Annotated in this window: 18 protein-coding genes; 10 read left to right on the forward strand and 8 right to left on the reverse strand. The window is 35.6% G+C overall.

The window, feature by feature from the left end; all coding sequences use genetic code 11:
* Positions 1-8: 8 nt before the first annotated feature.
* From WC644_06075 to WC644_06090, 4 genes are read left to right on the forward strand one after another with little or no spacing between them, the layout of a single operon-like run.
* Complete coding sequence (locus tag WC644_06075; GenBank protein MFA5011505.1) at positions 9-1,160, forward strand: glycosyltransferase; 1,152 nt, start codon at positions 9-11, stop codon at positions 1,158-1,160.
* On the forward strand, positions 1,157-2,272 hold the full coding sequence (locus tag WC644_06080; protein MFA5011506.1) for a glycosyltransferase family 9 protein: 1,116 nt from the start codon (positions 1,157-1,159) through the stop codon (positions 2,270-2,272). Before WC644_06075 ends, WC644_06080 begins: the two co-directional genes overlap by 4 nt.
* 12 nt (positions 2,273-2,284) lie before the next feature.
* Complete coding sequence (locus tag WC644_06085; protein ID MFA5011507.1) at positions 2,285-3,088, forward strand: methyltransferase domain-containing protein; 804 nt, start codon at positions 2,285-2,287, stop codon at positions 3,086-3,088.
* A gap of 17 nt (positions 3,089-3,105) precedes the next feature.
* Positions 3,106-4,902, forward strand: coding sequence for a POTRA domain-containing protein (locus tag WC644_06090; GenBank protein MFA5011508.1), 1,797 nt, complete (start codon positions 3,106-3,108; stop codon positions 4,900-4,902).
* A 37-nt stretch (positions 4,903-4,939) separates the two neighbouring features.
* Here WC644_06090 and WC644_06095 read toward each other — a convergent pair whose 3' ends face one another.
* Entirely contained in the window at positions 4,940-5,425 is a 486-nt protein-coding gene (locus WC644_06095; GenBank protein ID MFA5011509.1) for a hypothetical protein, read from the reverse strand.
* Positions 5,426-5,826: 401 nt separating this feature from the next.
* On the opposite strand from WC644_06095, the gene WC644_06100 reads away from it, so the two are divergent.
* The 5 genes from WC644_06100 (at position 5,827) to WC644_06120 (ending at position 10,433) form a co-directional block, all read left to right on the forward strand.
* Positions 5,827-6,315 carry a redoxin domain-containing protein gene (locus WC644_06100; GenBank protein MFA5011510.1) on the forward strand — a complete coding sequence of 163 codons (489 nt, stop codon included), beginning with the start codon at positions 5,827-5,829 and terminating at the stop codon, positions 6,313-6,315.
* Positions 6,316-6,372: 57 nt separating this feature from the next.
* Positions 6,373-7,314, forward strand: a complete 942-nt coding sequence (locus WC644_06105; protein MFA5011511.1) for a bifunctional riboflavin kinase/FAD synthetase — start codon at positions 6,373-6,375, stop codon at positions 7,312-7,314.
* A gap of 1 nt (position 7,315) precedes the next feature.
* Positions 7,316-7,588 (forward strand): 30S ribosomal protein S15, encoded by a 273-nt coding sequence (gene rpsO, locus WC644_06110; protein MFA5011512.1) that lies wholly within the window; start codon positions 7,316-7,318, stop codon positions 7,586-7,588.
* A 21-nt stretch (positions 7,589-7,609) separates the two neighbouring features.
* Positions 7,610-9,778: a polyribonucleotide nucleotidyltransferase gene (gene pnp, locus WC644_06115; GenBank protein ID MFA5011513.1), complete on the forward strand. Its 2,169-nt coding sequence runs from the start codon at positions 7,610-7,612 to the stop codon at positions 9,776-9,778.
* A 106-nt stretch (positions 9,779-9,884) separates the two neighbouring features.
* Positions 9,885-10,433, forward strand: a complete 549-nt coding sequence (locus WC644_06120; GenBank protein ID MFA5011514.1) for a hypothetical protein — start codon at positions 9,885-9,887, stop codon at positions 10,431-10,433.
* A 402-nt stretch (positions 10,434-10,835) separates the two neighbouring features.
* Here the strand turns inward: WC644_06120 and WC644_06125 are convergent, their stop codons facing one another.
* The 5 genes from WC644_06125 to recG form a co-directional block, all read right to left on the reverse strand.
* A complete protein-coding gene (locus tag WC644_06125; protein MFA5011515.1) occupies positions 10,836-12,371 on the reverse strand; it encodes a glutamine synthetase family protein in 1,536 nt (511 codons plus the stop codon).
* Positions 12,372-12,489: 118 nt separating this feature from the next.
* Positions 12,490-14,541 (reverse strand): T9SS type A sorting domain-containing protein, encoded by a 2,052-nt coding sequence (locus WC644_06130; GenBank protein ID MFA5011516.1) that lies wholly within the window; start codon positions 14,539-14,541, stop codon positions 12,490-12,492.
* 1 nt (position 14,542) lies between these two features.
* On the reverse strand, positions 14,543-14,905 hold the full coding sequence (locus WC644_06135; protein MFA5011517.1) for a hypothetical protein: 363 nt from the start codon (positions 14,903-14,905) through the stop codon (positions 14,543-14,545).
* Between the two features lie 19 nt (positions 14,906-14,924).
* Complete coding sequence (locus WC644_06140; GenBank protein ID MFA5011518.1) at positions 14,925-16,346, reverse strand: undecaprenyl-phosphate glucose phosphotransferase; 1,422 nt, start codon at positions 16,344-16,346, stop codon at positions 14,925-14,927.
* Positions 16,347-16,430: 84 nt separating this feature from the next.
* Entirely contained in the window at positions 16,431-18,542 is a 2,112-nt protein-coding gene (recG, locus tag WC644_06145; GenBank protein MFA5011519.1) for an ATP-dependent DNA helicase RecG, read from the reverse strand.
* A 122-nt stretch (positions 18,543-18,664) separates the two neighbouring features.
* Between recG and WC644_06150 the strand changes: the two genes are divergently transcribed.
* Positions 18,665-19,819, forward strand: a complete 1,155-nt coding sequence (locus WC644_06150) for a homogentisate 1,2-dioxygenase (GenBank protein ID MFA5011520.1) — start codon at positions 18,665-18,667, stop codon at positions 19,817-19,819.
* A 33-nt stretch (positions 19,820-19,852) separates the two neighbouring features.
* On the opposite strand, the gene WC644_06155 is transcribed toward WC644_06150, so the two are convergent.
* Positions 19,853-20,197: a hypothetical protein gene (locus WC644_06155; protein ID MFA5011521.1), complete on the reverse strand. Its 345-nt coding sequence runs from the start codon at positions 20,195-20,197 to the stop codon at positions 19,853-19,855.
* Positions 20,198-20,200: 3 nt separating this feature from the next.
* On the reverse strand, positions 20,201-20,632 hold the full coding sequence (locus WC644_06160; GenBank protein ID MFA5011522.1) for a CBS domain-containing protein: 432 nt from the start codon (positions 20,630-20,632) through the stop codon (positions 20,201-20,203).
* Positions 20,633-20,665 lie beyond the last annotated feature (33 nt).

Here is a 20,665-nt window from a genome sequence, read left to right on the forward strand (position 1 = left end):
CTCAAAGTTTGATAGAAAAGAAGAAAATTGTCATAATTGGTCCTGCTTATCCTTACAGAGGCGGAAATTCACTCTACGTTTCATTTCTGTATGATTTGCTTAAAGATAAATTCGATGTCACAATAGTAAATTATACACTGTTGTATCCTTCAATTTTTTTTCCCGGTACAACCCAAAATGATACTAGCGGACACATTATAAAGGAAGTCGAAAGTAAGCGATTAATCAATTCCATAAATCCTTTTACTTGGTTTAAAGCAGCTAAATTCATAAATTCTCATAAAGCGGATTTAGTTATTTTTGATTGGTGGAATCCATTCTTTGGACCATCACACCGTGTAATCTCATCATTGATAAAAAAGCACTATCGCAATAAAATAGTTTTTATCACAGAGAATGTTATTTCTCATGAAGCAAGATTTGTTGACCGGCTATTAACAAAGATTGGGCTTAAAAATGCAGACACTTTTATTGCTCTTTCTAACGTTGTTGAAAACACGCTCAAAAATATTACACACAAAAAGATTTATAAGTCAGCACTGCCAATATATGGCTGTTACAATCTTGATAAGAATATTGATGTAAGAAAGCAAAAAGAGATTCTTGGCTTTTCTAAAGACGATGATGTATTGCTTTTCTTCGGTTATGTCAGGAAGTACAAAGGACTAAACGTTTTGATTGATGCCTATCCGGGTATTTTAGAAATAAATCCGAATGCAAGACTTCTCATTGTCGGTGAATTCTATGATTCCTCAGATAAATATTATCAGCAGATTGAAACTCTTGGAATAAAAGACCATGTTAAAGTTGTTCAAAAATTTGTTCCGAATGAAGATGTAGGTAGGTATTATTCTGTTGCAGACATCGTCATTCTTCCTTATTTATCAGGTACTCAAAGCGGTGTTTTGAATATTGCTTATGGGTTCGGAAAACCGGTAATAGTCACAAACGTTGGAGGGCTTGCAGAAGATGTCATAGATAATAATACGGGATATATAATTGAACCCAATAGCCCTTCCGAAATAGTAAATTCTGTAAGAAAATTCTTTAATGAAAGAAATAAAACAGATTTTAAATCTAACATAAATAAGAAACTTGAAGATAACTTATTTAATAAATTTCCTGAACTTGTTGTGAAAATAATGGAGGATATGAAATGATATTAAAACATGATTGCAGGTATTTTTCGGGAGACAGACCATGCAAATTTCACAAAGCTGAAGGAATTGTTTGCAGTGATTGTCCGCATTTTTCTCCCAAAGGGAAAATGATACTTATTATTAAACTCGATGCCATTGGTGATGTTCTAAGAACAACGTCTTTACTGCATTCTCTTAAAGAAGCAAATCCGGGTTCTTATGTATCATGGCTTACCAAATCAAATGCTTCCGACATGTTTAGAAATAATCATCTTGTTGACGAAGTATTGATATATGAAAGCGGTAATCTGAATGCTGTTCTTTCTATTATTGAGTATGACGTCATAATTAATCTTGATCCTTCCCCTGTGTCATCTTCCCTTGCCTCATTTGCAAAAGGTAAAACTAAAATCGGGTTCGGACTTGATTTAAAAGGCAATGTTTATCCATTTAACAAACAAGCAGAGGAATGGTTTGAAATGGGTGCTTTTGATAATCTGAAAGCTAAGAACACAAAAACCTATCAGCAAATTATTCACGAAATATGTTCTCTCCCTTACAGCAAAGGGAAAATAATATTTAATATTACTGAAGACGAGTCGCTTTTCGCAAAAGAATTTTATGACAAAAACTCTTTGTCGAAGTATAAGAAAATTATCGGCATAAACGCCGGTGCCAGTAACCGTTGGCAGTTTAAGAAATGGCGTCTTGAAGGCTATGCCGAACTGATAAAAGCCCTGCACAAAAAATACAACTGCGCCTTCCTGCTCTTTGGCAGCAAGAACGAAAAAGATATAAATGATTACTTAAGCAAGGAATGTAAAAATGTATTTGATACCGGTAGTGAAAATTCTCTTAGGGAATTTGCATCGTATATTAATCTTTGCGATGTACTTGTTACTGGTGATACTCTTGCACTTCATGTAGCCACAGCTTTGGAAGTACCGTCTGTTTGTATTTTTGGTCCCACTTCTCATACAGAAATCGAGGATTATGGTCTTGTCCGAAAGATTTATCCGAACATGGATTGTCTTGTGTGTTATAAAAATAAATGTGATTTTAAACCTAACTGTATGGAATTAGTTACAACAGATATGGTTTTTAATGAAGTAGTTAACATTTTAGAAAATTAATTTTTAAATATATTGAAATACGATCCGATTAAGAAAGTTTTTGGTAATATAGTGTCAAGAAATGTCTTCCTTAGAAGAATATTTTACAAACTTCTCGATTTAATGTTTCTGCGCTCATGGCATGTTAGAAAAATGGTTAAGCAGTTGTTTAAATCAGATGACACCTTAAATATTTTTGATGCGGGAATGGGTTTTGGTCAGTATTCATACTTCATGGCGAAACATTTCAGGGGCTGCAAGATACTTGGTGTTGATGTTAAAGATGAACAGGTCGATGATTGTATTTATTTCTTCGATAAACGTGGTTTTAAAAATGTGAAATTCGAAGTCGCCGACCTGACAGCAATAACAAATCAAAACGAATACGACTTCATTCTGAACGTAGATGTTATGGAGCACATTGTGGAAGACGAACTCGTACTTAAGAATTTTTCTAACGCTCTTAAACCCGGGGGCAGACTTTTAATAAACACTCCATCAGACCTTGGAGGCAGTGATGCTCATGACGAGCACGATGAAAGCTTTATTGAAGAGCATGCACGCAACGGTTATTCGAAGGAAGATATAACGGCTAAACTTGAAAGAGCAGGGCTGAAGGTAACTCATTTTAAATATACTTATGGAAAATACGGTACAATATCGTGGAGATTTGGAATAAAATATCCTATTCTTATTGCAGGGGTTTCAAAAGTATTTATACTTATACTACCGTTCTATTATCTGTTTACTTTATGGTTTGTGCTGATTTTTATGTGGCTTGATACAAAGACTGAAAACGAAGCGGGGACAGGTATAGTTGTTGTAGCACAAAAATAATTTATTCTTGAATCTCTTTGAAATACGTTAGTATAATAATAGCATTCGTTTTTAAAAAGTATTCCTCTGTTCTTGCTGTAATTATATTCCTGTTTTCATCTTCTCTATATTCTCAAACTCTAGTGGGTTCAATTAATCTTGAAGGAAATCATTTCTTTAACGACAACGAAATCAAGAACTCAATGCTTCTTAAAATTGATAAACCATTCCTTCAAGAACAGTTTAACTCAGACCTGAAATCCATTCGTGCTAAATATCGTGATTATGGATATCTGTACGCACGCATTGTTAACCCGAATTACGTGTACAACATCGATTCTTCCTACGTTGATATTTCGATTACTATTGATGAAGGCAAACAGGTTAAACTTGGCGAAATCATCATAACAGGAAATAATGTCTTTACAGTCGAGCAGATAAAAAGCAGTTTCGATACAAAGGTCGGTGTTATACTAGATCAAAACACACTCAACGGCGACATAAAATACTTACTCGATGAATACGAGAAAAAGGGAAGTCTGTTTACGAAGGTGTATATCGATGAAATATCTGTTTATGATGAAAATACTGAGCCCAAAATCCGCCTTAAAATTTCTGTAAAAGAAGAATCAAGTGTTATAATTTCCAACGTTCGAATTAAAGGAAATACAGACACGAAAGATGATGTAATTCTTCGGGAATTAAAGATTGAAAAAACAAAATCTGTTACTCGCGAAGATTTAAATAACATGAAATTTCGACTTGAACGTCTTAATATCTTCGAAACTGTTGACCAGCCAATGATTTATACACTCACCAACAAGAAGGAATCGGGGCTGCTTATTAATGTTAAAGAAGGAAATACAAATACCTTTGACGGTATTATCGGGTATGTACCTCCCGCTAATGAAACGGAAAGCGGCTACTTTACAGGATTGATAAACCTTTCGTTCCGAAACCTATTCGGCACGGCAAGAAGGCTGGATGCCCGCTGGCAGCAAGAAACCAAGTCTATTCAGGAACTTGAACTTAAGTACGGAGAGCCGTATTTCTTTGGTTTACCACTTAATTTAAGTGCAGGATTCTTACAAAGACTTCAGGACACGAGTTATACACGCAGAAAGTTTGATGCAAAAGGAGATATTCTTCTGACTGATAAGTTTACATTTGGTTTTACTGCTGGTATTGACAGGGTTATTCCGCCTGAAGATTCCCTTGCTTTGTTTACTGTCGCAGACTCAAGAATTCTTTATGCAGGGACGGAGATTCGTTATGATAGTCGCGACAATGTCTTTATTCCAAATAGTGGGTTTCTGTATAGAGCCATGTTTACATATGGCGATAAAAGAATTTACAACAGAAGCGGTTCAGTAAATTCTGCAGATCAATCCTTTTCTCTGCAGAGATATTCAATGGATGTTGATGTTTTCTTTTCGTTTTTTAAACGGCAATCATTACTTATCAGGCTATTTGCAGGACAGATTGACTCAGATAAGCTCGAAGACGCGGATTTTTACAAAGTTGGCGGTATTAAAAATATTCGCGGATATCGCGAAGAACAGTTTAGAGCCTCTCGATTCACGTACGGCACAATTGAACTACGGTATGCGTTTTCCCGTAAAAGTTTTGCCTCTGTATTTGTTGACCCGGGTTATTATTATAGACCCGAAGATCCATTAAACAACATTACAAAGCAGGAAAGTTTCCTCTTGGGATATGGACTTGGAATCAGAATTGAAACTGCCATTGGACTTATCGGCGTTAATTATGCAATCGCAAAGGAAGATGGTATCCTCGATGGAAAAATACACTTTGGTTTGATAAATGAATTTTAAATTACATGCCGGCATAACCGGCATGTAATTAATAAAATTATTTTTTAGGCTGTTCTACTTTAGGATTTGGAACCAGAGGGTCGTTATCTTGTGGTGGCATTGAAGCATCAACCTTTGCCATACCCTCTTTCTGAAATTCCATTGCTATTTCAGACATCGCTTTGTCAATCTTATCGGTTAACTCTTTTACATCAGGTTCCGTAATGTACTTGTTTACTAAAGTACCCGCTTCTTCCCTGTCTTTTAAACCAACCGACTGACAAATTTCCATATCTTTAGCTTCTACTAATCCGATTACAAGTTCGTTAAATTTATTTTCATCAAATGATTTTTCACCATTAGGTGAAACAACAATACATTGATCTATAAAACTCATACCTGCCTTCTTGTATTCATCTGAACTCACATATTTTTCGATTTTCTCTAAATAATTAATAACTTTTCCCTTTTCACCACCGCAGGATGATAAACCCATTGTTAATACTAAAACTATTAATACTAACCCAAACCTTAAAATTCTCATTACATATAATTTTATATTTCTAAAAGTCTGAAAAATTATGGAAGTTGCTTTTAAATTTCAAGTGTAATTAACTGTGATTTGTGTATCCTGAAACACCCGACCTACTGCAATCTAGTCACAACGTTAAATATTCTCTCACTTTTTCCTTATTAAAAAAACCTCAATTCTGTGCTGTTTTTAAGGATTCAAAACTATAGTTTGTTTTTATAACTTGCCTCAAACCGGCCTATGAATAGCCTCAAAAATATCCCGACTTTACCATAATCAAAAATCGCTCAAAATCGCAATATTTACATTTTTCTCATATTTCTTCGCATTGTTAATGGATTTTGATTTGTTTATATTTCATGTTATTTCTTAAAATACTGAAAATTATTAAATATTAGAAAGGATTAATAGTAATGGCATTAAAAATTGGAGATATTGCCCCCGATTTTAAGTTATTCTCTAAAAATACGACAGGCGAGCCAAAAGAATTCTCGCTTTCAGATTACAAAGGTAAAAAAGTGGTTATTTTATTTTACCCTTTATCATACACAGGTGTTTGTACAACAGAAATGTGTACAGTATCTGAAGGATTCGAGAAGTATTCAGTAATGGACGCGGTTGTTCTTGGTATTAGTGTCGATTCGATATTTACACAGGAAGCATGGGCAAAAGCTAACGGAATTACAATTCCTTTATTAAGCGACTTTAACTCAACGGTTTCTGAAGCCTATGGTACAAAATATGCAGATGGAGGTTTTGTTCTTGGAATGAATGGTGTCTCAAAACGTGCAGCATTCGTTGTTGATCCAGAAGGAAAGATTGCTTACGCTGAAGTTCTTGAGAACGCCGGAGATCTTCCAAAGTTTGATGCTATCCTTGATTGCTTAAGGAGCATTAAGTAAAGAACATTATACAATAATCCGTGGAAGGTTGTAAAACTTACCAGTTTATTAAATTTAATGAAAATATACAGACATTTAGATAAAAGTAATTACGACAAGAAAAGTATAGTTACAGTAGGAACATTTGACGGTGTGCACAGAGGTCATAGAGTTGTTATAGATAAACTTCAGGACTTAAAGAATAAATTTGGCGGGAGAACGGTTATTGTAACGTTTGACCCTCATCCGCGTCTGGTTCTTAGAAACCGCACGAATGAGATAAAACTGTTGTCAACAACTCATGAGAGGCTCGAGATATTTGAGCAACTGAATGTAGATGTAGTATATGTATTGAAGTTTACTACCGAATTCTCCGAGCATAGTGCTGAAGAGTTCCTGAGAGAGTATCTCGTTGGGGGAATCGGACTCGAACATCTGGTTCTTGGATTTGACCATTCCTTCGGCAAGAACAGGGAAGGCAACTATGAATCCTTGGTAAATCTGACAGACAAGTATAACTTCGATTTGTATAAAGTTGATGAACTTAAAGGCGAATCAAGAATCAACAGTACTACTATTAGAAATCTTTTATTGGAAGGAAATCTTTCCAAAGCAAAGGATATACTTGGTGAAGATTATACGTTCGAAGGAAAGATAGTAACCGGTGACAGAAGGGGAAACACATTGGGATTTCCTACTGCAAACGTTCATCTTTCGGACGAACACAAACTCTTACCTAAGAACGGAGTTTACTTTGTTAAGGTTGTTCTTGAGCATGGTGAGTATTACGGTATGATGAATATTGGTCATAGGCCTACTGTCTCATCAGGTAAAGATATCTTTATAGAAGTAAACATCTTTAACTTTGATATGGATATCTACGGTCAGAAGATTAAGGTAATACTTAAGGAGTATATAAGGGATGAGAAAAAATTTAATTCTCTGGATGAGCTTGTTATACAGCTGAACAAAGATAAAGAAGAGTGCAAAAAACATTTAATTAATAATTTAATTCATTAAAATGGGATTAACAAAAGAAGACAAACAAGCAATTGTTTCAAAATTCGGTAAAGCCGAAAAAGATACAGGAAGACCTGAGGTTCAGGTAGCAATTCTAACAAGAAGAATAAATGAACTTTCAGCTGAACATTTCGCAAAACACAAAAAGGACAATCATTCAAAAACCGGTCTTTTAAAGATGGTTGGTAAAAGAAGAAGGCTTCTGAAATACCTAGAAAAGAAAGACATTACGCGTTACAGACAGATTGTTAAAGATTTAGAATTAAGAAAGTAAACTTTAAAAAGAAAGATAAAGATGGTTTTTAGAAAAGCTATTGAGATTGGCGGAAGGAAACTTACGCTTGAAACAGGTAAATTAGCAAAGCAGGCAAACGGGGCAGTATTAGTTTCTTATGACGACAACGTAGTATTATGTACTGTTGTTGCAAAAGAAGAACCCAATGAGGGTCAGGATTTTTTTCCCTTATCAGTTGACTTCAGGGAAAAAACTGCCGCCGCCGGTAAGATTCCGGGTGGATTTTTCAGAAGGGAAGGAAGACCTTCAGAAAAAGAAATCTTATCCTCACGTCTTATAGACCGACCGATTAGACCGATGTTTGCAGAAGGATATTTTTGTGAAACACAAATTAATGTTACAGTATATTCATCAGACGGCGAATTCGATTGTGATGTTATAGGAGCAGTAGGAGCTTCTGCAGCATTGCTCATATCAGATATTCCATTCAACAATCCGATATCAGAGGTAAGGGTAACAAAGGTAAACGATGAATTTATCGTTAATCCAACATTCAGCCAGCTTGAAGCAGGTGATTATGATATTACAGTAGCAGGCACAGTATCTTCTATCGTTATGGTAGAGGGCGAAGCAAAGGAAGTTTCGGAAGAAGAACTTCTTGCTGCCGTGGAATTTGCACATAAACATATTATAGAACTCTGTAATTTTCAGAAAGAATTTGCATCAGAAGCAGGTAGACCTAAAAGAACTGTTGTGGTCCCGGAAGAAAATACGGAAATGCTAAATGACGTAAAGGCATTGTACGAAGAGGGTATTAAGAAACTTGACAGAACAATTCTCACTAAAGAAGAGAGACAGAATAAATCAAAAGAGCTTTCTGAACTCGTTCTTACATCACTTGCGGAAAAATATCCTGAGTCCGAGAAGAAACTGCATGAAATAATGCACGACATACAGCAGGTTGACATGAGAAAGATGATAGTTGAAGAATCAATCAGGCTTGACGGGCGTACTGCAACAGATATAAGACCGATAACGTGTGAAGTAGGTGTATTGCCAAGAACTCATGCCTCAGCTCTTTTCACAAGAGGAGAGACACAAAGCTTAACAACAGTTACGCTTGGTACGAAACGCGACGAACAGATTGTTGAAGGACTTATTAAGGATGAAGAAAACAAAAGAGTCATTCTTCATTACAATTTTCCTTCATTCAGTACCGGTGAAGTCGGTGGGCGTCCGGGTCCGGGCAGAAGAGAAATTGGACATGGAAACCTCGCAGAGCGCGCCTTAAAGAAAATGATTCCATCAGAAGCAGAATTTCCTTACACTATCAGAATTGTTTCAGACATACTTGAATCGAATGGCTCCTCATCTATGGCAACAGTTTGTGCCGGTTCGTTAGCCCTTATGGACGGGGGAGTGAAATTAAAAAGACCGGTTGCAGGAATTGCAATGGGACTTATTAAAGAAGAAGATAAAGTTGTTGTTCTCAGCGATATACTCGGTTCAGAAGACCATTTCGGAGATATGGACTTTAAGGTTGCCGGAACAAGCGAAGGAATAACAGCTATACAGATGGATATCAAAATTCAGGGCATTTCATTTGAAATAATGAAAACAGCTTTAACACAGGCAAAAACCGGTAGAATGCATATTCTTGGAATAATGAATGAAACTCTTGCTGAAGGAAGAGAAAGTATTTCTAAATATGCTCCACAATTATTTACGATTGAAATTCCAACCGATATGATTGGACTCGTAATCGGACCGGGAGGTAAAACTATTAGACATATTATTGCTGAAAGTAATGCGGAAATAGATATTAATGACGAAGGCAAGGTTACAGTTGCTGCAGTTAACAAGGTAGATGCAGACGTTGCAATCAATATGATTAAAGCTCTTACAGCGACTCCCGAGATAGGTGCAATCTATGACGGAACAGTAAAAGGTATTAAAGAATTTGGAGCATTCGTTGAAATCATGCCTGGTAAAGAAGGGCTTCTTCATATTTCAGAGATTGATGTAAAGCGTGTTGAAAAGGTTGCCGACGTTTTAAAAATGGGCGACAAGATACAAGTAAAGCTTCTTGGAATTGATGACAGCGGTAAACTAAAGCTTAGCAGACGTGCATTACTTAGAAAAGAAGGTGATGGAGGCGATAAAGAAGGACACAAGAGAAGAGATGGGCATTCAAGACCACCTCACAGAAAACCAAGAGAAAACAAATAAACATATAAAGCCGGTTTAAGCCGGCTTTTTTATTATATGATTTTATAAACTTCGTATTGTTTTGAAAGTGTGAATAATAAAATATAACTTTAACAAATATTGAATTATGAAAAACTTATTAATCGGATTAATTTTTCTATCAGTAATTGCTTCCTGTACAAATTCACAGGATGTGACCAAAAGTGACTGGTCTGCACTACAGTATTTTTATAATTCGGGACCACTTCCTCCTCCTTATCATTACAGTTATGAAATAACGATAAACAATAACGGCGAGTCTTCATTGAATTACCGTCTGGGGTATGACGAGCAAAAGCCTCCGATTAATTACAGTTTTAACGTATCGAAACAAGACCTCAAGCTGCTTTCGGAAAAAATAACTACTTCACAGCTTGCAACAGGAAAGATAAAAGCGGTTCCAGAGAATCAGCATCCTGTAGGTGGTTCACTTGAACGAGTGAAACTTATAATAACGAAAGAGAATCCTGAATTAGATCAACCGCCTGTTGCATTTGAGTCGCCGTATTTTCCTATAGAGATGTACAAGAAAAATCTGGATGAGTTGTATTCTTTTATTAAAAAACTCGTACCCGATAGTATTTGGGCAGATGCAGAAGCAAAGAAATCAGAATTCGAAAACAATCATAAAGAATAAAAAAAGAAATCTATTATTCTATTTTATTTCAGTATTGCCGACAAGTTTTTAACTATCCGGGGTCTATTACCTTTCAAAGTTTAAATTTCCATACTTATTTTCGGTAAGTACAGTTCAAGATTCATAAATATTGTGGATGATTTGCTTTAGATATATTACTAATATGAAACTGAATTAGTATTGTATTAGTGCTGTATTAGTACTGTATTAGTATTGTATTAGATATTGTGTAATATATGAAAAAACAGTGTATTAAGAATTTATTATTGAGAAACAGATGGTTTCAGGTTAAATTATTGATAAATCAGTGTTTTGCGTAGAATTTGGGAACATTTGAATTTTCGGATGGGAGATAAAAAAACCCCTTGGTTAAGGGGTTTTTTTATTTATTATTCTTGAAGTTTAATGTTTGTGAATATCTTTGTGCATTATTCTTTTCTTTTCTACTATCTTACCTTTACCATAGAGTTCTGAAATTGTTTTATGCATTTCTCTGTCGTTTTCTGCTCTCAACTGAGCAATTGAATAATCAATCATACTTTTAGGGAAAACTCCTTCTCTTTCGTAAAGTCCTCTTTTCTTTTCAAGAATATCGGCAGAATCTGCACAAGTTGTCGGTAAACTTGGAAATTCCGTATCAGTATTTTCCTCTTTTGTTTTTCCCTTGAAGTAAAGTTTCTCGGTTAGTTTCAGCGATTCTTCTGATTGTGTGAACCCATACTCTGCAGCCATTGTTATACCCGCCAACACCTGATGTACATTCGCACTTCCATCGGGAACTCGAAACTCTATGGTCTGCATACTATCAATCTTCATTGGTACACTTTTTTCTCCCGGGTTAACAAGTTCTGCAAGATTGCTTATCTTTGACCATCCAAGCGGTACTCTAACCATAGCTTTTCTGTTTGAATCACTCCAGAAAAATTGTGTGGGTGCTTCCATATTTGGCACAAGCCTTAAGTACGATGAAGGAACCGTATTTCCGAAGGCAGTTAAAGAGTCGGCAAAATGTAACAAACCTCCAATTAATTTATTTGAATGAGTTGTTAAATCTCCCTTCTCATCTACCATTATGCTCTTCCCGTCCTTCATAAGCTTAAGATGAAAATGCATTCCACTTCCTGCATAACCCTCTTCGATCTTAGGTGCGAATGTAGCAAGTATTCCATTTTGATATGCAATATTCCTAATGAGCCATTTTGCAATTACTATGTCGTCAGCTGCTTCTTCGATTGGAGTTGAAAGAAATTCTATCTCAAGCTGCTCTGCCATCTTGCCGTCAATTTCCGGATTTGCACTTACTATTTTTTCTATAAAACCTACTTCGCTATGTGCATATTTTACCTGTCCCGCTATATGTGTTATAATTCTTAGCATGTCAGATAATATTTTGCCTGATTTCAGGTAAGGACCTGAAGCGTGATAACCCTGCTGTTTGGGCGGGAAATACATATTGTTTATCGGATTAAACATAAGATAGAATTCAAGTTCCCCAAGTGCATGAAGCTCAATTCCTGTATTTTTCTTAAATAAATTTGCTGCTTTGTGCAGTATATTATCAGGTGTAAATGGTGCTAACTCACCATTCGCGGTAACATATCTGCATACTAAGTCAAGACTTGTACTGTTAAACGGATTAAGAAATGCAGTTTTATATACAGGTACAACATACAAATCCGACAGTCCGGAATCGACAAGACCTTTAAATAATGATGAACCATCAACTCTTTCACCCTCAGTTAAAACTATTTCAGCATTTTTTCTGTCAGGCAGGGGAATTCTTAATTCTTTCAGCTTACCGTCTAAGGCTATATAGTGAAACCTAATTGTCTCGATTTGTTTTTCTTCGATGACTTTCAGTAAGTCTTCCCGTGTAAAATCTTCCTTTGGTTTATCTAAAATCTTACTTAAAGGACTAGTTAACGCGTATTTTGTCATGATGCTTTGGGTTTTTAAGTTTTAGTAAATGAGAACTAATAAAATACTCTTTTTAAATTTCATTTTCTATGCGAATTTTCAGAACCACCAAAAAGGATTCGTTTAAGTGAAACAGGTTCTATTTAAGGAAAATAAGTTTTCTTGCCTGGGTGAAATTTTCTGCTTTAATCACGTAAAAATAAACTCCGCTTGAAAGTCCCGATGCGTTAAAACTAACCTCGTGCGAACCAGCTCTTTTATTCTCGTTTACCAGAGTAAGCAAATGTTTTCCTGTTAAATCATAGATTTTTATCGATACAAAAGTATTAATGGGAAGTTTGTAACCGATTGTTGTTACAGGATTAAAAGGATTCGGATAATTCTGTTCCAGCGAGAAATTTCCAGGAATTATGTTATAGGGATTATCAGGTGGAATCACGTCTGATAATGAGTATCTGAATGTTCGCCATTGTTGTGCATTAACCGGTGCAAAAGGCAATGTTGTCGAAATCGCTGACGCCAGCTGATATCCGCCTTTTCTAAAAATGTTTGTAAATGTATTTCCACCGTCAACAGAAATGTTTACTTCCAGACTGTCTGAAAATGTTGAAAGATAAACAGCATATGCCCAGTCAAATGTCAGAGTGTCAAAAGTTGATACACTGTCAAAAACCACGCTGAAAAGAGTATCTTTTTCTCCGATATTTGCATAGTCATAAAATGGCATTTTCACCGAACTGTATCCCCCAAGTGTTACACCATTAACTCCTTTTACTTTCTCAAATGTCAGGAAGCCATCAATGTTGTTAATTTTCCACCCTTTTGGAAGGAATTGTCCCTCGAAGTTTTCATAATTAAAGTATGAGACGGTATCATCAATAGCAGGTGAATATGAAAGCATTGAATAAGATTTTGCGGATCTATACTTGTATTCAAACTCGGGTTTAACAGTTTTGGGTGATTGTATTTTTACATTTTTTGTGTTAACAATCGAGGTGTAACTTTTTGCAGAGTTGTAAACAGTTCTATCAACATCGCTTTGAATAAAAGCAACGGTATAAATAGAGGTATCTTTCCATAATGTATCTATATGAAATCTTATTACAAACTGCTGGCTTCCAACATTTCCCGTAAGCGGAAACCCGTTTGCGTCGGGATACATTCTTCTGCATACGTCATAAAATATACTGTCGCCGCTTGCACCGATTGAATACTGATAATTCACTTGCCTCTCAACCGCTGCAATTCTTAACTTTAAATTTTTATTCAGCAAAGGATAGAGAAAATTCACTGTAACCACGGATTCAATCGTGTCAGGAGCAACCTGAGTGTTGGTAACAGATAGTCCTACCGGGGAACCTTCTTTAATAGTATTCTCATAAGGTATAAAAAGATTTGAATCGACATAATACGGCAATAAAATTCTTTCTCTTCCGTTAATTATTGAAACAGGAATCGAGTTAGAAAAATAATATGCTCTTCGTTCTTCAACCATAACGGTATCGAAGAGATACATGGAATCAATTCCCGGAGGTGGAAATCCGACGTGATATTTAATCGCGGATATTTTATTAAAATTATTATTTATAAAAGTATCCAGAAATAAGTTGTTAGAGCCGCAAGCAGGTGAGGTTGCTGCCGTAAACTCTTCGAGAAGAACGTTTCTTGAGGATCCGGTCAGAAAAAGAGAGGTCTGGCGTATAGTATCATTTAACTCTGTTGAATCTACAGTGCTTGCCAGATATGTCGTAAGCGTAATTTTCTGGTTTGCCGGAATTGACACAAGAGGGAATAAAGCATAACTCACCTGTCCCGAAGTTAGGGGCGGTACTTTAACCGAATCGTGATATCCTACTTCGGGTATTTGCAGAAACATCATTGTACTGTCAGTGAAGCTGTTTAAACCTATGTTTGATACAGTAATTTCCGGCGAAACATCATAGGAATCGGTGCCAGGAAGAAACGTTGTATCACTTTGAATGTTGTTAAACGATGTCACTGCAAGATCATAATTTACCCGGTTTCCCATAATCACATTATCGATGTATAAATTATTTCCAAAACCATTGTATACTACAAATTGCAGCATGACACCTTTTCTTGCCTGCAAGGATAGGTTGTTGGGAAACAGGAATGAAGTACCCATAAAGAACACAAACAAGACGAGATATTTAATACTTATTCGACTCAATCTAATTCATCCTTGTTTGTCTGAAATAAAATCTATAAAAGAAATACTCTATAGTAGTCAGTACGATTAAAGAAACAGAATCTTTCGGAAGAATTCTGCCGTAGCCATTTCCGTAAAGCTGTATAAAGCCTGTTATTTTCAGAAAGAACATTGCCACTTTGCCTGTAGGCAAAAATATTTCATAACCCTCGCTTGATATTATAAATCCAACAATGAGGTCTGAGATTGTCCATCCGACAGTAAACAGTATCACGATGAAAAATAAATTCAAAAAGGCCTGAACTATTCCATCTATCTGGTAAGATTTAGCGAAAGCCCAGACAGCAAATATTGCATGTGCAAAGAAAATTAATACCGGTATCAAAATTTAAACATATAAATTTTTAAAAAGCACTTTTAGAGAAAAACATTTCCTTTAAAGTCTTCAATATTATCTTAATATCAAAAACTAATGACCAATTTTCAATATAATAAATATCGTATTCAATTCTGGTTTGCATCGGAGATTCAGAACCTCTTAGACCGTTAACCTGAGCCCAGCCAGTTATTCCACATTTAACTCTGTGTCTTTCAAGGTATTTGTTCACAGTATTTTTCATGATATTAATAAAATACTCTCTTTCAGGTCTCGGTCCAACTATGCTCATATCTCCGCGAAGAACATTTAGGAACTGGGGTAATTCATCAAGAGAGAATTTTCTCAAATACGTTCCAATAGACGTATGCCTGCTATCATGCTTGGACGCAAATTTCGGCGTTCCGTCTGCCTCTGCGTCTATTTTCATAGACCTGAACTTAAGCATATCAAACTTGCTTCCGTCGATGCTTACTCTTTCCTGTTTGTAAAACACCGGTCCTTTAGAAGTTAGTTTTATCAGTAATGCTATAAACACTAAAATAGGTGAAATCATTATAAGGAGAAACAAAGAAGCAAAGATATCAAACAATCTCTTAACTATCCTATCCCAAGCACTCAGCGGGAAAGTTTTGATTATCATTAGAGGTATTCCGTGCAGCTCGGTAATCTTAATCCTGCTTGAAATAAGCTCCATGAAATCAGGAACAAGCATAAACTCAACATTAATGCCTTCACAGTTTTTGATAATTGTGTATAAATAATGGTTTTGTTCATGCGGCAAGCAGAATAAAAGATTTTGAATCCTGTTCTCTCTTATCATTTGCGGAATGCTTTCTATGTTTCCGAGGTATGTTTTAGCCTCTGCAAATTCACTTTCATTTTTATCATTCGCAAAGAAACCCACCATTCTGAAACCTGTAAACTTATCCTTTGATAATGTTTTGTATATTCCATCGGCTATTTCCGACATACCGACGATTGCTATGTTTCTTAGTCCGACGTTATTGTTGTAAAATGTCTTTTCAACTTTAAGCATTATGTATCTGCCGATTGTAATGTATAAGATGCCGAAAGTCCATATAAGCACAAAAACAAGCCGTGAATAAGACTCATCCCTGAAAAAAAAGGTTATTCCAATTGAAAGCAAGATGCTTACTGATACACATTTGACAATATGTATAAATTCATCTCCGATAAAAACAGTCCTTCGTAACTTATACATCTTGAAGTTCTGCAAAGTAAGTATCCATACCGGTAGAGTAAAAAGAGCAAAATATATATACATCGATAGTTCGGGAAATCCTTTTTCGACAGAAAATATGTTCGTGAAAGTTGTGTAAAACCTTACGTAATAAGCCGATAAAAATGCACCAAGTATAGCAGCAATATCCAAAATAACAGTAATTAAAGGTACTGTTATCTCAATTTTTGAAAGCTTTTGATTCAATTATTTAATGTTTATAATCTACAAAAATATATCTTTAATCTTTAATACTAAATGTAAATTAGAATAATAAATTCAGTTTGAATATCAGGCAATATTCATCAAATACATTGCGTCTTTGTAAGATGTAAGCAGCATTTTCTTAATAACCTTGTGTTCTTCCATTCTAAGTTGAGGATCTTTATCAATTATACCAAATGCGATACTTCTTGCAGAATTCAGAATATCCCTGTCTTTGTTAAGGTCGGTTAAGGCAAAATTCAATACTCCTGACTGTCTTGTCCCGAAAAATTCACCTGGTCCTCTTATTTCCATATCAACTTCTGATATTTTAAATCCATCCGTAGTTTTACACATTGTATTAAGCCGTCTTTTTGAAATTTCATCCAGATGTTTTGCTATTAAAATACAGTAGGACTGTTCTGCCCCCCTTCCAACCCTGCCTCGCAGTTGATGAAGCTGTGACAACCCAAATCTTTGTGCATCCTCGATTATCATGATTGTGGCATTTGGTATATCCAGTCCTACTTCAATAACAGTGGTTGCAACGAGTACTTTTATCTTTTGGGCTTTAAATTCATTCATCGTTTCTTCAATCTCATACCAGAACTTTCTTCCATGCACCATACCCAGATTATATTCTTTGAACACTCCGTTTCTCAAAATCTTAAAATTTTCTTCAGCAGATTTAAGGTCAAGTTTTTCTGATTCTTCAATAATCGGATAAATAATAAACGCCTGTCTTCCTTCGTTAATTTTTTCCTTTACAAAATCCCATATCTTGAACTTGTCTTCTTCTTTTCTCAGATATGTTTTTATCGGGAATCTATTTTTAGGAAGTTCATCGATAACCGATACATCCAAATCACCGTAATAAGTTAGTGAAAGTGTTCTTGGAATTGGAGTTGCAGTCATAACGAGTACATCAGGATTTAAGCCCTTATCTTTTAGTTTTGCTCTTTGCATTACACCAAATTTGTGCTGTTCATCTATTATTACAAATCCGAGGTTTTTAAACTCAACTGCCTCCTGAATAAGAGCATGAGTTCCAATTATAATATTTGATTTTCCAAGTCTTATGTCCTGTAAGATCTCCTCTCTTAATCTTTTCTTCTGACCTCCTACCAATAATGAAATCTTATAAGTTGTTCCTGCAGTTTTATTAAACTCATTAATAAAATTTGAAATTGTGTAATGGTGCTGCTCGGCAAGTATTTCTGTCGGGCACATCAGCGCTGATTGGTATCCGCTTTCAACGGCTATCAGCATTCCAAAAATTGATACAATAGTCTTACCGCTGCCGACATCACCCTGAAGAAGTCTATTCATAATATTTTTCGACTTCATATCCGAGTAGATTTCATTTATAACCTTCTTCTGGGCATTTGTCAATTCGAATTGCAATGCTTTTGTAAAATGTTCCGAAAGCCGTTTTATGTCAGTTGAAAACGTAATATTCTTAATCTCATTTTGAAGACTCTTTTTCTTAAGCGCCATTAAAAGCTGTACATAAAACAATTCTTCAAACGAAAGTCGTCTTCTTGCGGACTCAATATCATCAAACCGGTTCGGGAAATTAATTCTTAATATTGCATTTTTCTTTGCAATAAAATCATACTGTTTGATTATTTCTTCCGGTATGGATTCCTCAACAAATTGCGGATTCTGTTTTGTCAATGCTCTGAATGCATTAAAAACTATCTTCGATAGTGTGAGCGGTTTTATCCAGGTTGCTTTCAATACTCCTGATAGTTCATAGATAGGAATAATGTTAAATTTTAAGAAACCCGAATCTGCTTCATCAGATGTATTTATTTTCAAATGGTCTTTGTAATCAAGCCGTAAATTAAATGTCTTAAACGCCTCCGAGACCTTTCCATAAAACAGATAATCTTCGTTCAGTCTGAACTGCTTTGCTCTGAATTCAGTTGCCCCAAATATAGGTATTTCAACCGTTCCGGTTATATCTTCCAGAAGTATTGTGGTCGGATGATTAGGTCTAGCAGCTCTTTCAACCCATTTAACTTTTCCCAGAAGTAAGACAGTTTCCCTAAACCTTTCTCTTGCTTCCTCAATCGTTGCTCTGAATACGTAGGTTCTTGGAATAAATTGTAAAAAATCCTCAAGCTTACTTATCCCAATCTTTGCAAAAGCCTCTGCTCTTTTATCACCAACACCTTTTAAATACTTTATATCCATTGTATAAAGTTAAGTATTTTAAAAAAGATAATAAGTGAAGAAAAATAGTTTCATAATTCAAAATTATTTCATGAAATTAAATGTTATAATAATTATCTTATACAAATTTTAAATTAGTTATTATGCCATATTATCATAAACTCGGGAAAATACCGCAAAAGCGGCATACACAGTTCAGACAACCCGACGGTTCATTATATAAAGAAGAACTTTTTTCAACCATCGGTTTTGATAGTGTCCTGTCGAATGCTTATCATATTTATTCTCCGGCAAAAATTGAATCTATTGATACTGAGATAGTTGACCTTACTCCTAAGGAATGGTCAGATGCGGGTTTGAGACCCTATCATTTCAAAACAAAGGACACTCCTTTTAAGTCAGACTTTGTTTTTGGAAGAAACCAAATCATGTATAACAGTGATGTGATAATGAGCACTTGCCGTCCCGAATCGCAGACAGATTTTTTCTATAAGAACGCATCATGCGATGAGCTTATATTTGTTCATGAAGGCGAAGGTACACTTGAAACTAATCTTGGTATCCTGAATTTTGTTAAAGGTGATTATCTTGTCATTCCGAGAAGTATAATCTTCAGACTTGTTCACAAAACTCCTTTGAGATTGCTAATATTCGAAGCAGCCGGACCCATAACAACACCGAAAAGATACCGTAATGAATTTGGTCAGCTTCTTGAACATTCTCCTTATTGTGAGCGTGATATTCGTGTACCTCAAGAACTAATTACTTACTCGGGAAAAGGGGATTATGTAGTTAAAATTAAAAAAGAGAATAAAATACATTCGGTTCATTACGATTATCATCCGTTTGATATTGTCGGATATGACGGTTATTACTTTCCGTGGATTTTTAACATAGACGATTTCATGCCCATAACAGGAAAGATACACATGCCACCTCCAATTCACCAGACATTTGACGGACCGGGTTTTGTCGTTTGTTCGTTTGTTTCACGTATGCTTGACTACCATCCTCTTGCGATTACGGTTCCTTACAATCACAGCAATATAGACAGCGATGAAATGCTCTACTATGCAGACGGAAATTTCTTTAGCAGAAGAGGTATTGATTATGCCTCCATCAGTCTGCATCCCGGTGGACTCACTCATGGACCGCATCCGGGTACTGTTGAAGCATCACTTGGAAAACTTGAAACTGTTGAAACCGCAGTAATGATGGATACTTTCCGTCCGTTAAAGTTGACGGATTACGCTAAGCAGATTAATGATGCTGGATATTATTTAAGCTGGAAAGAATAATAGTTAATTAGTATCGCAGCTGCGTTTCATGCTTTAAAAAAGAAGTATGTTGTTTGCAGCCGCCATGAATTCTTTCTTGGTCATGATGCTGTCGCAGCCGATTTCAAAAAGTTGCTCTTTAATTTCGTTTGTTATGTCTGTTATTACTGAGAAAATTTTTATATTTCTGTTTTGTCCGGATTGTCTTGCGTTTTTTATAAAAGCGAAGTTGTTTTCCGTGTTTGTATCCATGTCGATAATTATCCAGTCTATTTGTCCGTCATTTTTGTTTTCCGTTATGGTTATCTGATGATTCAGCTTTGTCAGTGTAAGCGCTGCAATATTTAAAAAACCTTTAAAATCCCCGTCATCAGATATCAGCAAGATGTTTCTTGTCATACATTAACCGTTATACTGTATGTATGTGTTTAATATGTCAATCTTTTCCTCTTTGAGCTTCACGTCAACGAGCATCATGTCTCGCATCGAAACCATACCTATCAGTGAATTATTTTCAACAACAGGCAGGTGTCTGATTTTTTGCTGCTTCATTATTTGTAGTGCGTATTCAATAGTATCGCTCGAATCTATAACAATTACCTCCTTTGTCATCACTTCCTCTACTAAGGTCTTTTTAAGGTCGAGTTCTTTTACTATACATCTTCTAAGCAGGTCCCGTTCCGAAAATATTCCAAGCAGACCCGAAGAACTGTCAAGCACCGGAACAGCGCCGATATTGTGCAGGTCCATATACTTTGTTACATCGTACACACTCATTCCGGATTTTGCGAACAACAGTCTTATATCGGTTAAATAATCCTTTAGAGTTTTCATATATTATCCTTTCTAAATTTCATTAAAATAATT

Source organism: Ignavibacteria bacterium (assembly GCA_041649015.1).
Lineage (GTDB): Bacteria > Bacteroidota > Ignavibacteria > Tepidaquicellales > Tepidaquicellaceae > CAIKZJ01.

Bases quoted from the DNA above. Each gene is read 5' to 3' on its own strand.
- WC644_06080 (MFA5011506.1), top strand. From the start codon at position 1,157: ATGATATTAAAACATGATTGCAGGTATTTTTCGGGAGACAGACCATGC.
- WC644_06095 (MFA5011509.1), bottom strand. From the start codon at position 5,425: ATGAGAATTTTAAGGTTTGGGTTAGTATTAATAGTTTTAGTATTAACA.
- WC644_06100 (MFA5011510.1), top strand. From the start codon at position 5,827: ATGGCATTAAAAATTGGAGATATTGCCCCCGATTTTAAGTTATTCTCT.
- WC644_06105 (MFA5011511.1), top strand. From the start codon at position 6,373: ATGAAAATATACAGACATTTAGATAAAAGTAATTACGACAAGAAAAGT.
- rpsO (MFA5011512.1), top strand. From the start codon at position 7,316: ATGGGATTAACAAAAGAAGACAAACAAGCAATTGTTTCAAAATTCGGT.
- pnp (MFA5011513.1), top strand. From the start codon at position 7,610: ATGGTTTTTAGAAAAGCTATTGAGATTGGCGGAAGGAAACTTACGCTT.
- WC644_06120 (MFA5011514.1), top strand. From the start codon at position 9,885: ATGAAAAACTTATTAATCGGATTAATTTTTCTATCAGTAATTGCTTCC.
- WC644_06125 (MFA5011515.1), bottom strand. From the start codon at position 12,371: ATGACAAAATACGCGTTAACTAGTCCTTTAAGTAAGATTTTAGATAAA.
- recG (MFA5011519.1), bottom strand. From the start codon at position 18,542: ATGGATATAAAGTATTTAAAAGGTGTTGGTGATAAAAGAGCAGAGGCT.
- WC644_06150 (MFA5011520.1), top strand. From the start codon at position 18,665: ATGCCATATTATCATAAACTCGGGAAAATACCGCAAAAGCGGCATACA.
- WC644_06155 (MFA5011521.1), bottom strand. From the start codon at position 20,197: ATGACAAGAAACATCTTGCTGATATCTGATGACGGGGATTTTAAAGGT.
- WC644_06160 (MFA5011522.1), bottom strand. From the start codon at position 20,632: ATGAAAACTCTAAAGGATTATTTAACCGATATAAGACTGTTGTTCGCA.